Below are 14,815 nucleotides of genomic sequence, written 5' to 3' on the forward strand. Positions count from 1 at the left end.
CTGGTGTGTATTAGCTGTCCTATGTTTGTGAGCTGTCATAGTATAGAATTCACCGGTGAAGTGGTTTTTATATGATGGTAGTGTAAAAACACGCAAACTATTTCTTATCTCAAATAAAATGAATCGAAAAATATGACACAAATTACAATCGCGACACATAACGGTAACTTTCATGCAGATGATGTTTTCAGCATTGCAGCTCTAAAATCTATCTTTCCTTCATTTAAATTGGTGAGAACCAGAGACCTAGAGGTGATCCGTCAAGCGGACTTAGTTATCGATGTAGGGGGTATTTATGACTCAGAAACAGGGCGCTTTGATCATCACCAACGAGGTGGTGCGGGGGCACGTGAAAATGGTATACCTTACTCTTCATTTGGCTTAATTTGGCAAAAATATGGAGTACAAATTTGTGCGGGTGATGAAGATGTTGCTACGTCTATCGATGCAGGGTTAGTCTCAACCATAGATGCTATTGATTGTGGGCATGTAGAGGGGGTTGCACAGGGTATTAGCCTTAGCCAAACGATCTCTATGTTTAACCCAACATGGCAAGAAGATGCGCATTTTGATGAATGCTTCGATCAAGCTGTTGCTTTTGCTGAGAAAGTGTTGGCACGATTCGTTGCTTCAGCGAGTGGTGGCTTAAATGCAAAAGCGATTGTTGCTAAAGCGATTCAACATGCACCTGATCCGAGAGTTATTGTGTTAGAAAAGTATATTCCTTGGAAGCGAACTGTACATGCAATGTCACAGGAAGCGCTATACATGGTTTATCCTTCTTCAACGGGACAATGGCGTATTCAAACCGTGCCGGTTGAGCCAGGATCTTTCGAAGATAGAAAATCATTACCTGCAAACTGGGCGGGTTTATCAGATAAAGCATTACAAGAAGAAACTGGACTTGCAGACGCTATGTTCTGTCATAACGGTTTATTTATTGCGGGCTCTGAATCTTTTGAAAGCACCATGAAAATGGCTGAAATGGCATTAAAAGCTTAATTCCTTATTATTTAAGATGCTCGGTCATCTTTAATGTAAAAAAAAGCGCTACCTTTCCAGAATAACCAAAGCCAATACGCTAGTGTATTGGCTGTTATGTTTCTCTCATCATTGCATATTGAACTAATTGCTACTGTGCTCGTCAAAATATTGATATTAACACCCAATTTTATTCGGTATTGATATGAATTTTTTGACTATTTAAGAGGGCACAATGAACGAATCAATTACTTTATTTATGAGAAATATATTCTCAAAAGCATTGACCATCATCTTTTTAGCGTTAGCTGCTGCAATTACCTTTTCATTATTCCAACATGTTGTCGATGGCTTTATTAATCAATCTGATTTTACTGAAGTGTTATTAAAAAGTATTAATATTGGGGTGATAGCACTCGCTGTGTTTGAATTAGCATTGATTATTAATAAAGAGTATTCAGAGCCAGATGATCATCATCATAAAGATGCCATTAAAACGCTTAGAGGAACATTACCGCGTTTTATTGGTACTGTATGTGTAGCATTATCCTTAGAAGGGTTAATTATGGTGATTAAATATAGTCAATTGGATTTAGCGGGTAATTTATATTATCCCGTCGCGATCATCATCAGCACTGCATTCTTGCTTATTTCATTAGGTGTATTTTTACGATTAACAGAAAAAAGTACAGTAGGTGGTAATAATGAAGGTCAAGATGACCAGTTTAAAAAAGTAGAAAAGTAATAGAATATACAAGTGGCTTATTAAACATTTAAGTAAGCCACTTAATATTTTGGATGGTTATGATTTAAAACGATTTACCAATTTATCTAAACTTGCAGCCATCGACTTCAATAAATCTGTTGAAGATTCAATATTCTGCGATGCATGTGCACTTTCTTCGGTACTGTCACTGATATTGACTACATGTACATTAATTTCATTGATTACTGCAGATTGCTCTTCAGTCGCTGTTGCAATTTGCGTATTTAAGTCTGAGATATGTTGAACATTGTTAACAATTTCATTTAAAACAGAGTTAGTTTTTTGTGCTGCACTTAATCCTAAAATTGCTTGTTCACGACTTTTATGGACAGAGTCTACTGCTAATTTAGAGCCGTCTTGCAATTCAGTGATCATTCTATGAATTTCATCTGTTGATTCGTGGGTCTTCTTAGCTAAGTTTCTCACTTCATCTGCAACCACTGCAAAACCACGTCCATATTCACCTGCACGAGCGGCTTCAATAGCAGCATTAAGCGCTAATAAGTTAGTCTGTTCAGAGATACCTCTAATGACATCAAGCACACTACTAATCGAATCACTACGTTGAGCTAGCGTTTCAATGTTAGTAGAAACAACTTCCATATCTTCGGCCATGTGGCTGATTGTTTGTGTCGATTCATTAACGACTATTTGCGCCTGTGATGTCATGTCCGTTGCTTTGTTTGTTGTATCTGCTGCTACGGCTGCATTATTCGCAATTTCAGCAATTGTACTGCCCATTTCATTAATAGCTACCGATACTTGGTGTGCTTCATCTCTTTGTTTATCAAGTGATAATTTAGACGCATTGGCATCTTTATAAACAGTTTCAGAAGCACTTCTAATGTCTGTTGAAGTGGATTTTACATCATGGACTACGGTACGAATATTAGCTACAAATGAGTTAAAGCCTTTTGCTAGTTGTGCAATTTCATAAGCGCCATTTTCATCAACTTTACTGGTTAAATCACCTTCGCCATCACCTAATATTTGGAATTTTTCAGCCATTTTTTGTAAAGGCAAAACTAATTTATTGGAAACAATAATACTTAAACCAACGAACACGGAAACGATAATCAAAAATAGGATTAACATGTAGTTACGTGCTTCCGTAATCGGTTCATATAGCTCACTTTTTGGAACTTGTGCAATGATATACCACTGTAAACTCTCAATATAGCTGGTTGAAATCATGTAATCACCCACTTCTTGGAAAGCGAAAGATTGTTTAGCAAAAAGGGTACTTTTGTCTAATTCAGGAAAAATATCATTAACATTCTTAGTTTCTGCAAAATTACGGTTTTTATGAACTTTAATCAGGCCTTTTTGGTCTACTAAATAAACAAATCCTGTTTGCTCAATTTTAAATTGTTGTAACAGGGTGGCGATATCAGAAAATGTTCTTGATACACCGGATGAACCTCTTCCATTAAGTTGTTGATAGTTTACAAATACATTAATTGTACCGTCAGATTCAGTGTAAGTACTGGCAGAAGTTTCCTTGCCACTGTTTTTGAATTTGAAATACCAACTGTCGTGTTGATTATTCTGCAGCACTCGAAGAAAGCCTTTTTGATTCCAATACTGTTCAGAGTTGCGCTCAATATATGAGGCATTACTCAAGTTATTGCTATTAGCAATACCTGATAAATATTCAGTTAAACGTTTATCTATCTCTGGTCTGTCATTGTTATCTATTAATCGATAAATAAATGGATTATTAGCAATTGATTTCGTAATTGCCTTCATCTCAGAAATTTCTTCATCCACTGTTTGAGAAACACGTTGTACTAAATTTGGTAATTCCGAATTTTGTAGGCGATTTAATAACAGTTCACGTGATTTTAATTGAGCGACAAGTGCAATCACACTCGTTGATACAACAACAACCAGTAATATAGATAGAATGATTCGGTTTTTTATAGAAAGTGAGCGCATAAGTCCCTTTATTTTTTTATAAGTATTTAAATGTTTGTAGGGTATTGTTATTAAAAATAATTAACCCTATATGAGTAGTATTGTAACATTAAGTTATCGATTAACCATGGAATTATATAAATAGATTTTCAAAAATAATTTTAAAAATTATTCATCTTAAAATTAGTCGTTTAGCGGTATTTAGGCTAGAAATATGCATATTTTGATTTGTTTAATTTTGCATAAATAAAGTAATTAACTACCCTTAAAGTAGTATTTTTAGTTTGTTGAACGGATGTTATCAAAATTGATTGTCGCAACATGATTAATACCTAATGGAAGTTGTCCTTTATTAGGCGCTTAAAAACAATGCAAAACAGGCGAAACGCTCCGAATTCAACCCAGATTGAAATAGAGTTGCCTAAAAGATCGGAGAAGCAACATGGTTTATATCTATAACAAATACGTTATTTTATATCTATTTTTAGGGTTTTATTTACCCTTGAGTTCAGTTTACGCTGCTAGTCTACATATTACTTGGGCTGACAGCTCGTCTAATGAAGATGGGTTTTATGTTGAGAAACGTGGTTTAAATGAAAATGATTCCGCTATCATTTCAACGCTTTCGGCAAACACCACCAGTTACACAGATAATGATGTGTTAGTGGATGAAAGTTATTGTTATCGAGTTATTGCTTTTAACTCAGCAGGATCAAGCTATTCAGATGAGTCCTGTATGGAAGTGGCAGAAGCTGACGATAACGGTTATGACAGTGATAATGACATAACAGAAGTAGAAGAGACGATTGAATATGTTGATGATTCATACAGTGTGGCTTTATCACATGAGTTTATCAGTAAGCCAATTGAGATAGATGTTACAGAGCATGGTTTATATTCATTTTATGATGAGAGTCATTATAACTCTGACAATAGTGATGCCACTGTGTCATCTGTAGTGTTTGATGTGACTAGTGGTAATAGCCGAAGTAGAGCTACTGATTACTTTGCATTTAGTGATGATGATACTGTTTTAAGTAGTGGTTATGTGAGCATGGCATTCAATACAGGTAATAGTATTACTTTTGATATGTACAGTAATGGCACTTCACAAATTGCACGTATTTACCTTCAAGCAGGCGCATGGAGTAGCTCTTCAGCCTCAGTGAAAATTATTGCTGGCGATCAAACCGAAACAATTACCTTAACAAAAGGGTATTCTTGGCAGTATATGGCAGTCGATATTAGTTTTGAAGGAACAGTACCAGTAACGATCACCACAGATAGCGATCACGGTGGTTACAGTTCAGTGATGGTTGCTGGTATTGTTTTTGATGAGATAGAAACTACTACTAGAGCCGTAGAAGAAGTTATTCAATATGCTGCATTAGTCGATATTCAGACTGATAACGGTACTAATATTGATGTATCAGATAACACATTTTTCAACCACCAACTTGAAGTGGTGAATAGTACTTTATCAAATGCGACACTGTCGTCTTTATCCTACATAGGAACGACTAAATCACGTACTAATCGTTACACATTTACCGATCAAAACGACAAGACCTATAAAGGTTATCAATCAATGAGTTGGAATCCTGATAATGGCATAGCCTTAACTTTAAATAGTGGTGAGCAACAAGTCAATATGGCATCAATCTATCTTACCGCTGGGGCATGGAGCCATGAATCAGCTTCAATAGAATTAATTATTAATGGAGAAAGTGAAATAATTACTTTGAGTTCTGGTTTTTCTTGGAAAAACTACAAAGTTGACATTGAATTTGAAGGTGAATTGAACCTTGAGATTCGTCCTATTGATACTTTTGCTGGCTATAGTTCGTTAATGTTTGCAGGGGTAACATTAGACTATTAAGTAAAGAATTAATAAATGTCTAAGTAAATCGTTTTGTCATTTATTTATTAAATTTATGTTTTTTATTGATGTGCTGATTTGAGATATTATTATTTAATTTTAGTAATAAATATTTCATTTCAGCATTTTTTATATCTAACAATAAATTCTTAAGTTTATGTTTTTAAATGTTTATATTTTAAATTTACGGGGTAATAAACAATACTGAAACGGGTATTCTCTATCAGGTTTTATTATTTATCTATATTTTGATTTTTTTATTTTAGTTAGATGAGTTATTTCTTATTGATGAAATTACGTGTATTTGTAAAAAAGGAAAATATTAGCGACCGAACAAAATAGCGTGTTAATAGCATCCATTTTAAATACTTAAAAATATAAATACATTAGAAAATTAACTCAATTTCATGAGAGGATATTATGAAATTCATCACTATTTTGGCTTTATTGTTGTCAGGGATTACTCAATCATTAGCACAAGAGATAATCGAGCATTCACACCTTCCCATTACTGTGCCAGTTGACATTCCATCTCCAAGGTTAAGCCTAAAACTTAGTAAAGATACTATTGATGGCTATAATTTGACTTTAAATACTCAACATTACTCCCTAATCCCACCACCTAAAAAAGCTACTATGGCTGAGTTAATGAAAGTTAGTATTGACCCAAGATCAAATGTTGTAGAAGGGCATGCTCATTTGTATATTAATGGCACTAAAATTCGACGAATTTATGGAAAAACTATCCATATTCCACTGCATTATTTTAAGAATGGTATAAATACCGTTTCAGTCACTTTGAATAACCATGGTCACATGTATTGGGTGGCTGAGAATAAAAAAATCTTAGCAACGCTTTACATAGATACAAATAGTTCTCCCTTTATCACTTATCGATTTGAAAGCTTCCCTATCCTATAAATACACAACTCATCTTTGATATAAATATACATGTTATTTTTTAGATATTGCACATTTATTGCACATTGTTCCGTTAAATTAACATTATATTGATATCGGAGGAATAAAGTGAAAAACAAGGAATGTTTAAATCTATTATTTAGTGGTTTTTTACTACTCGTTATTGGTGGTTGTGGTGATTCATCTTCTGAAACATCTGATTTGATCAGTGACGAAGTCTCGGAAGTTGATGACGTAGAAGAAACTACCGATGAAGATACAGAAGAAGACCAAGATTCTAATTGGATAATTAATAACATCAATACATCAACTTACATTTTAGATGATAATGGTGACGGTGTCGTTGAGGACGTGCAATCAGCAGAAACAGTGACAGATGGGGGCATTGAATATACCTATGTACTAACCAACGGTATCCCTAAATATGATATGACTATGACAGATAAAATGGTCGAGAATTTAGATGACCGCCCTAAAGCAGAAACTGATTTTGTCGATGGATATACTACCGTTGCTGCAGGTGATCTTGTCTTGTTCGGCCAAGATATCGGTTATAACAGTAGTAGCGAAAATTGCGATGATACCGGTGGCGCAGGTTATTGGCCACCTGGACCTGGTTGTCCATATCAACAGTCTGTAGAGGCTTATTTTATCGATACACCAACAGACTTAGATGATAGTGAAGTGTGTGAAACGGGGTTGAATAGCATTGGTTTAATGGTCAATGGAGTTGCTATTTTTAACTGGGGTGATGGCATGACTTATAGTACCAACCAATGGTATAACTTAGCGCCTGAAGCTGAACAATATGATGTTGATATTTGTGCTGGACATGCGGCAAATGGTCTTTATCACCACCATCAATATACTAGTTGTTTAGCTGAGTTAGTTGGAGATGAAGGTGATCAGCATTCACCTATATATGGTTTTGCTGCAGACGGTTATCCATTATATGGCCCATACGAAAGTGCTGGTGAATTAGCCGTAAGTGGTTGGAAAGTACGTGACTATGGTGCTTCTGAAGCAGAAGGTGGCTGCGATACTGAAGGTCAGAGAACTTGTGTGCTTGTAGATGAATATGACCTTGACGCTGGTGTCACTGAAGTCGAAGAAAATGGCCCTGATATCGGTGAAGATGTTACTACATTATCAGATAATGTAATTGCTGCTGATAATGGATATTATTATGAAGATTATTATTATGCAGATGAGGAAGTCACTGGTGCAGTGTTAGATGAGCATAATGGTCACGATACTGGTGATGGCAAAGGTTATCACTACCATATTACCTTGACTGAAGATGATGATGGGACACTCTCTCCTTCTTTCCCATATCAAATGGGCCCTAGGTTTAAAGGTGAATTACCAGATAACTCATTTGCAACTTGTGATACCAGTACAGATACAGTGGTAGGTGGCTTTCCAGCTAGGTAATAGCAATTAACGTAAAACAATTGATTAGGTTATGTATAAAAAAGGTGCGTTTGAAGCACCTTTACTCATTAATATCTATCGGTAGTAAGCCTCAACGGTACCTTTAACTGTTCTCATAAGAGGTTGGCCGCGACGGTCTAGAGCTTTATGTGCTGAAACTAATGCCCAACCTTCGCTGATACAATATTCTTCTACATCAAAACGTTCTTTGCCATTAAGTCTAATGCCAATATCGTGTTCAAATATCTCTGCAACATGATATGGACTACGAGGGTTAACAGATAGACGGTCCGGGAGTGTTGGTAGCGACTGAGTGTCGTTCATAAATATAAACCTATAAAAGTGAAAGTAGTGCATTGTAAGCAATATGTTAAAGCTGCTCAAGCGATGTAGTTATAAATTTTGAAGCAAATAGCGCCGTAATTGGCTAGTTCTATAAGTCTGATATCAAATCCGCTAAAGATAAATTTATAAAGATTAGATTATAAAAAAGTAATAAATATTATTTAAGGAAGTTTAATGAAATTACCAAAATTCAAACAATATGTATTAGCGAGTAGTGTTGTTATGACTTTACTTATTAATAGCGCTTGGGCTGGTATTGATGTTCACAGCATTAATAAAGATGCCTTGGTCAAAGATCCTGTCATCGTTGAGTGCTCATTGGAAAATGGTGACGTGGCTAATTGTGCAAAATTTGTTGTTAAATATCAGCCAGATAATCTGAAAACAGGCCCATTTTGTCCAGAAAGTATTGATCAAAAAGGTGGTATTTGGGATTGGGACGGGGAAATGGCTGGTTTATACCAAATAGATAAAGGCTTTTTATCAATGTTGGATAGCCAAGGTTACCACTTCTATGATGAAGATGGAAAAGTAAACATTACAGATGTGCGTACTACTCAGCCTAAAAATAACAATTCTTGTTTACAAGCTTCCGTTGATAAGACTGTTGAAATGACAGTATTAATACCAATCAATCCGGTTAAAGCTGAAAAAGTAAATGGTTTAGGTACAGTAGCAAAGGTTGGCTTAGCGTTAGATGGTGTGCCTATTTTTGCTGATGCACCTTCTGTATTAGAAACAGGACATATGCCAGCGTTAGATAAATGTGGTGGACATGTCGACCCAGGTGGTTGGTACCATTGGCATTCAACAGCTACCGATATTGATTCTGTTTATAAAGAAGAGCACTTAGATATTGAATGTCATATTGAGCAAAAAGCCAGTGCTATTTTTGCTTATGCCTTTGACGGCTTCCCAATTTACGGTAGTTTAGAGTTAAGCGGAAAAATACCAGAAAATCTAGATATTTGTGGCGGTCATTTTGGCCCTACAAATGAATACCCTAAAGGCATATACCATTATCATGCTTCTACTACTTTTCCTAATTTACCAACGTGTTTACATGGCGTAGTTGCTAAAGATAACTTTTCAACAACAGCGAAACAAGGAATAGGTGCTGAAGGAGGGCCTGGGCAAGGTGGTGGTCCAGGGCATGGTACTCCTCCTGGTTTCGATAAAGCAGCGAAAACACTAGGTGTGACAGAAAAACAGTTAATGCAGGTTATTATGAATAACGGCGGAAGAAACTTAGATGTCACGGCTGCAGCAAAAGAATTAGGGGTGACAGAAACACAACTCAAAGAAGCTTTACCAACTCCACCAGAACATTAAAACTTGAACGATATCGCTAAGTGAATACTTGATGCGCTTAGCGACTTTTCCTGACACTAACCATTCGCATGGCAGGCTAGTATAAACAGTCTGGCCCCCTATAATTTCACTTATTTAATTATTTAAAATCATTATTAGTGGTTAAAATCCACTGTTATATATTGGTTATATGTAAACAAGTGATTTACATATTTATGGCAGATATTAATTTAGCTAAAACCTCAATTTTAGTCCCATCATTATTACACAGATAATGGACTCCACTGATTACCTGAAAATTATCAAATCTACTTATAATTTTGTTGCCGATGAAACAGTACAAACCGTGTCTATTGTGGTTAAAGATACTACGTAAATTAATTTAATAGGGCAAAACTACTAGGTAAGTGGGGGAGAGCCTTTGCTGTAACCGCAGGTAAACTCATTGAAAGTATGGTGAGCATAAAAAAGAGTTGCCAAAAAATAGCAATAACTATTCATTAGGTAATGGACTTCGTAGGTTTTTAAGGAGAACCATTAACCACATAAATAATGCCGTCTCGTTAAAATCATCAGAGAATTTACACTGGGTACAAACTGTTTGTTGGTTAACAGGCGTAAAATAAACACGTATTAACCACATATTTTGTTAGTAATAAGATGAATATACTAAATAAACGTCATTGGTAGATCTAGGTCACACTTTAGAGGTATATTGGATCTTAGAATCTTATTTTTAGAAAGTTTAATGATTTAATTTTTCTTGTTAATCAACACAATAACCTTTGTTGGCTGTTTTATAGTCAACGTTATCAAACATAAAGTTATAAATAATAGATAACTTTTTACACGTGATCTACCTCACTTTATATGGAAATAATATGAAACAAGTTCAATTTAGAAACATTGATAAGTTATTTATTAAGATGTCACTTTTTGACAAGTTTTGGGTCATCTTAGCCCTGTTTATAATTATACTTAGTTTTGTTTCTGTTAGTCGTTACCTCGATACAATAGACAGTATTGAATCTCAATCAGCTAAAGCTTTAGAACAACGTTTATCAGGTATGGTCACAGCACTTGAATCCACTAATCAACTAGATAAAATTAGTCTTTTAGGGGTGACATATCCGGCCTCTATTTATCAAACTGTGCGTAACAATGACCATGTTACCGCCGTGGTTAAAACTAAGTCACAACAATTTGCTTCATTGTCAGAATCTGTATTAACAATTGAAAAACCAGCTAAACAAAGTGCATTTAATAGTTTATTACTTACTTTTTTGTGGTTATTCCCATTCGCGTTAGTACTTTATTGGACTGCAACCTTTTTACGTGGTGCATTATGGGTATTGTGGGATACAACCTTAAAAATCGTTAAAGGCGATTTAACTTCTCGCTTAGGCTTTATTGAAGGTCGAGATGAGTTCGGGACCATTGGTGCATCTTTAGATAAAGCTATGGATACCTTATCTGAACTTGTTGATACCGTGAAAGAAAATGCATCAATGTTACACTATACTTCATCGGATATTGCTGAGCATAGTAAGCAAAGTGAAATGCAAATTAATCAACAATATACATCGCTTGATTCTGTTGCTACGGCAATGGAAGAGATGACCGCTTCATCACTTGAAGTGACAGAAATATCTCAAAATGCTTCTAAGCAGGTTGAGTTGAATTCTGAACATGTCAAACAAAGTGACCAACGCGTTCAATTAGTGATAAGTGAGATACAACAGCTATCTAATTATATTGAAGAAACTTCATATTCGGTGGCGACATTAAAAGAGAATGCGACACAAATAGATGAAGTGATCACTACCATTAATTCAATCTCGGATCAAACTAACTTATTGGCATTAAATGCTGCTATAGAAGCTGCACGTGCAGGAGAAATGGGACGAGGTTTTGCCGTGGTTGCTGATGAAGTTAGAACATTGGCGAGTAGAACACAGTCTGCGACGGTAGAGATTCAATCGATGATCAGTAACCTTCAATCTGAAACGAACAACATATCAACTATTACCAACAACACAGTAAATCAGGCACAAACGAGTACAAGTTTGATTAAAGAGATTGGTACTGATATCAATTCAATCGCTGAATCATCACAAGCTGTGATAGAGATGACATTTCATATTGCGACATCATCTGAAGAACAAAGCTCGGTAGTTAATGATATTGCATCTGAATTGACTGGTATTCGCGATCAATCAACATCTATTCGTGACTATGCCCATAAATCTTCATTGGGGACGAAGAACTTATCTGAAGGTGCAGAGAAACTAGGTAAAATATTAGCGCACTATAGAACTTAATCTGTAGTAATGACACCAATTACCTGATCTTGGCTTAAAAGGGATTAATATTATTGCAGTGTGAACTGCAATAATATCCTTAGCCACTTTTATAAGAAGCGAAATTCAATGAGCTCATCCTCTCAACAATCTCCGTCAAAGATAACCTTTTTTGAACGATTTGAAGCCGATATTTTATCCGGTAAGAAAACATTAACGATAAGAAATGAGGAAGAGAAACACTATTTACCCAATACACATGTCGATGTGTATACTTTTGAAGATGATCGATGGTTTTGCCGGTTAAACATATTAGCCGTAGAGCCAATATTATTTAATAATCTGTCTATAGAGCATGCACAACAAGAAAATATGACCTTGGCAACTTTAAAGTCAGTAATACAAGAAATTTACCCAGGTATTACCCAACTATATGTTATTTATTATGAATTAGTCGCTGCTTGATGCCAATTGATATAGTGTTCAGCAGGCATAGGTTTTGCGATTAAATACCCCTGGATACCATCCGTTTTTTTGTCTTTCAATATGTTGAATTGCTCTATTATTTCAACGCCTTCGGCCATTACCGAGATATTTAGATTTTTCGCTAAATTGATAATTGTTTCAACAATAGGTAATCCAGTTTGAACATTTTCAATGTTATCAATGAAGCTTTTGTCTATTTTCAATTCGTCAACAGGGTAAGCATGTAATGTTGATAAGCATGAATAACCAGTTCCAAAATCATCAATTGAAAATGTAAACCCTTGATCTTTAAGCTCATGCATTTGTTGTACAGTATAAGGTAGATCATTCGATAACATACTTTCTGTTATTTCTAGTTTAATTTGATTAGGATGAATATCATATTGATTTAAAATAGAAATCAACTCTGTTTTTAAAGTTGGGGAGTTAAATTGATTTTGTGCCATGTTGATGGCTATTCGATAACCCGGTGGGAGACTTGAGTCTTTTGATAATTGATTTAATAGTAAGCAGATATCATGTAATACAATATTTTGAAGTTTTTGTATCAAACCAAATTGTTCAGCTAAAGGAATAAATTGATAAGGAGGAACTAGACCTTTAGTAGCGTGGTTCCAACGAATTAAAGCCTCTGCACCACTTACGTTACCTTCTGTATCTACTTGTGGTTGAAAATGGGCACAGAACTCATCATTTTCAATTGCTCTTACTATCTCGCTTTCTAACTCTGTTTTTGTTTCCAATAAAGTTTGCTGTTTAGGATCAAAGAAACTATACCCGTTACCTCCTTTGAATTTAGTTCGATACATAGCTGTATCAGCAAACTTCAGAATATTATCTGAATTTGCATGGTTTTTATCGATTAAATAGATACCAATACTGGCGCTGATTTGAAAGGCAAGTTTACCTATTTCAAATTTTTCGATAAATATTTTCTGTATTTTTTGCACTAACTTAATCACGTTAGATTTCGCTTGTTGTATATTATCAGCGATTTCATCTTCTAATATAACAAATTCATCACCACCAATTCTTGCTAAAGTATTAACATCTCCTAAAACAGTGGCAAGACGTTCTGCTGATTGAATAAGTAATTGATCTCCCGCACTATGACCTAAGGAATCATTAATGCGTTTAAAATTGTCAATATCTAGAAATAACAACACACTAATGGTGTTATCTTGTTTTATTTTTTCTACACAATCGCCAATACGTTCAGTAAGTAAACGTCTATTGGGCAAGTTAGTTAATGGATCATAATAAACTAATTTTTTAACTTCATTCTCACTGTTTTTACGATTAGTAATATCCCTGATCACCCATAACACATGACTTTGATTGTCATAATCAATCTTGATAGTTCTACCTTCGAAAATATATTCATTGGCTCGAATAGTTAGTGTGTATTCAAAAACCTGTATTTCGTTAGTTTGTAATGTTTTATTTATTTTATCTAACGCCATTTTTGCATCGTCTTTGGATAAAATGTCATGAATGCTTTTACCGACTAAATCTTGTATTGGGTCACTCAATAAGTTCTCAGATGCCGCATAAACATTAAGATATAAACCTTCTTTAGTGATAATAATGGCGGGGTCAGGAATGACTTTTATGAAGGCATTTAAGTTTTGATTAGTCACTTTTAAATCTTTGATCAACTTTCTCATATGAGATGCATCGTTGCTTTTTTCAATAGCAATACTGGAAAGGTGAACAAAGTAATCAATTAAATTTAAACATTCTTGTGAAGCTGATTTTGGAGAATCATAGTAGATTGCAAAAGTACCTAATACTTCGGATTTGGTCGAAATAATAGGAGTAGACCAACACGACTGAAATTGATGATCTTTTGCGATATTCTTAAATCCTTCCCATAAAGGTGAATTAGAAATATCCTCTACTAAAACACGTTCACCAATAAATGCAGCTGTACCACAAGAACCAGCAGATGGTCCAATTGTGACTCCATCTATTACTTCAGAATAAGTGTTCGGTATACTAGGAGACGCAATACTATAAAGGAGGTTATCGACTAACTTTAAAATAGAGCATTTAGCTGTTTTGTCATCAATTAGTTCTTCAATAGATATACATATAGACTCCAATATTTCTTGAAGAGGGTCTCCTAATGCTATTTTAGTGAGAATCTTTTGTTGGCTTGCTAAAAGCTCAGTATTTTTCTTTAATTCCATAAAATCTGTTATGTCCCATTTGATAACAAAATCAATGATACTTCTTTATGGATATAAATATTTCAATTATCATCATATTGTAAAATAAAATACTATATAAATATAAATAAATATCTGTTTTATATAACATTATAGCTAAATTGATAATTATTACTAATAATTATCAGCAAGTTGAATAATAAATAAACGAATACAATAGTTAAACAGATCTCTTTTAGTGCAAATAAAACAAGGAAATTGAAGGTTAAATGATTAAAAAATCCACTTCAAAAAGAAAAAGTAA

At 34.7% G+C, this 14,815-nt stretch carries 11 protein-coding genes; 8 read left to right on the forward strand and 3 right to left on the reverse strand.

The window, feature by feature from the left end; all coding sequences use genetic code 11:
* Positions 1-132 precede the first annotated feature (132 nt).
* Both AC0L3W_RS04805 and AC0L3W_RS04810 read left to right on the forward strand, forming a co-directional pair.
* A complete protein-coding gene (locus AC0L3W_RS04805) occupies positions 133-1,002 on the forward strand; it encodes an MYG1 family protein (RefSeq protein WP_409439540.1) in 870 nt (289 codons plus the stop codon).
* A 214-nt stretch (positions 1,003-1,216) separates the two neighbouring features.
* Positions 1,217-1,726, forward strand: a complete 510-nt coding sequence (locus tag AC0L3W_RS04810; protein WP_409439539.1) for a hypothetical protein — start codon at positions 1,217-1,219, stop codon at positions 1,724-1,726.
* A 57-nt stretch (positions 1,727-1,783) separates the two neighbouring features.
* Here the strand turns inward: AC0L3W_RS04810 and AC0L3W_RS04815 are convergent, their stop codons facing one another.
* Positions 1,784-3,685, reverse strand: a complete 1,902-nt coding sequence (locus AC0L3W_RS04815) for a methyl-accepting chemotaxis protein (RefSeq protein WP_409439538.1) — start codon at positions 3,683-3,685, stop codon at positions 1,784-1,786.
* A gap of 421 nt (positions 3,686-4,106) precedes the next feature.
* On the opposite strand from AC0L3W_RS04815, the gene AC0L3W_RS04820 reads away from it, so the two are divergent.
* The 3 genes from AC0L3W_RS04820 (at position 4,107) to AC0L3W_RS04830 (ending at position 7,898) form a co-directional block, all read left to right on the forward strand.
* Positions 4,107-5,543, forward strand: a complete 1,437-nt coding sequence (locus AC0L3W_RS04820; RefSeq protein WP_409439537.1) for a hypothetical protein — start codon at positions 4,107-4,109, stop codon at positions 5,541-5,543.
* A gap of 420 nt (positions 5,544-5,963) precedes the next feature.
* Positions 5,964-6,464, forward strand: a complete 501-nt coding sequence (locus AC0L3W_RS04825; RefSeq protein ID WP_409439536.1) for a hypothetical protein — start codon at positions 5,964-5,966, stop codon at positions 6,462-6,464.
* Positions 6,465-6,572: 108 nt separating this feature from the next.
* Positions 6,573-7,898 (forward strand): YHYH protein, encoded by a 1,326-nt coding sequence (locus AC0L3W_RS04830; RefSeq protein WP_290038258.1) that lies wholly within the window; start codon positions 6,573-6,575, stop codon positions 7,896-7,898.
* A gap of 75 nt (positions 7,899-7,973) precedes the next feature.
* Here the strand turns inward: AC0L3W_RS04830 and AC0L3W_RS04835 are convergent, their stop codons facing one another.
* Positions 7,974-8,222, reverse strand: coding sequence for a DUF3297 family protein (locus tag AC0L3W_RS04835; protein ID WP_113819964.1), 249 nt, complete (start codon positions 8,220-8,222; stop codon positions 7,974-7,976).
* Positions 8,223-8,417: 195 nt separating this feature from the next.
* Here AC0L3W_RS04835 and AC0L3W_RS04840 point away from each other — a divergent pair, with 195 nt between their 5' ends.
* The 3 genes from AC0L3W_RS04840 (at position 8,418) to yqfB (ending at position 12,319) form a co-directional block, all read left to right on the forward strand.
* Complete coding sequence (locus tag AC0L3W_RS04840; protein ID WP_409439535.1) at positions 8,418-9,575, forward strand: YHYH protein; 1,158 nt, start codon at positions 8,418-8,420, stop codon at positions 9,573-9,575.
* 860 nt (positions 9,576-10,435) lie between these two features.
* Complete coding sequence (locus AC0L3W_RS04845; protein ID WP_409439534.1) at positions 10,436-11,875, forward strand: methyl-accepting chemotaxis protein; 1,440 nt, start codon at positions 10,436-10,438, stop codon at positions 11,873-11,875.
* A 108-nt stretch (positions 11,876-11,983) separates the two neighbouring features.
* Complete coding sequence (gene yqfB, locus AC0L3W_RS04850) at positions 11,984-12,319, forward strand: N(4)-acetylcytidine aminohydrolase (protein WP_290038254.1); 336 nt, start codon at positions 11,984-11,986, stop codon at positions 12,317-12,319.
* Here yqfB and AC0L3W_RS04855 read toward each other — a convergent pair.
* The gene (locus AC0L3W_RS04855) at positions 12,298-14,532 is read right to left on the reverse strand and encodes a sensor domain-containing phosphodiesterase (RefSeq protein WP_409439533.1); all 2,235 of its coding nucleotides are present in this window, start codon (positions 14,530-14,532) and stop codon (positions 12,298-12,300) included. The genes yqfB and AC0L3W_RS04855 overlap by 22 nt on opposite strands.
* Positions 14,533-14,815 lie beyond the last annotated feature (283 nt).

The sequence above is a fragment of the Psychromonas sp. KJ10-5 genome (assembly GCF_055808325.1).

Bases quoted from the DNA above. Each gene is read 5' to 3' on its own strand.
- AC0L3W_RS04835 (WP_113819964.1), bottom strand. From the start codon at position 8,222: ATGAACGACACTCAGTCGCTACCAACACTCCCGGACCGTCTATCTGTT.
- AC0L3W_RS04815 (WP_409439538.1), bottom strand. From the start codon at position 3,685: ATGCGCTCACTTTCTATAAAAAACCGAATCATTCTATCTATATTACTG.
- AC0L3W_RS04820 (WP_409439537.1), top strand. From the start codon at position 4,107: ATGGTTTATATCTATAACAAATACGTTATTTTATATCTATTTTTAGGG.
- AC0L3W_RS04855 (WP_409439533.1), bottom strand. From the start codon at position 14,532: ATGGAATTAAAGAAAAATACTGAGCTTTTAGCAAGCCAACAAAAGATT.
- AC0L3W_RS04805 (WP_409439540.1), top strand. From the start codon at position 133: ATGACACAAATTACAATCGCGACACATAACGGTAACTTTCATGCAGAT.
- AC0L3W_RS04810 (WP_409439539.1), top strand. From the start codon at position 1,217: ATGAACGAATCAATTACTTTATTTATGAGAAATATATTCTCAAAAGCA.
- AC0L3W_RS04825 (WP_409439536.1), top strand. From the start codon at position 5,964: ATGAAATTCATCACTATTTTGGCTTTATTGTTGTCAGGGATTACTCAA.
- AC0L3W_RS04840 (WP_409439535.1), top strand. From the start codon at position 8,418: ATGAAATTACCAAAATTCAAACAATATGTATTAGCGAGTAGTGTTGTT.
- AC0L3W_RS04845 (WP_409439534.1), top strand. From the start codon at position 10,436: ATGAAACAAGTTCAATTTAGAAACATTGATAAGTTATTTATTAAGATG.
- yqfB (WP_290038254.1), top strand. From the start codon at position 11,984: ATGAGCTCATCCTCTCAACAATCTCCGTCAAAGATAACCTTTTTTGAA.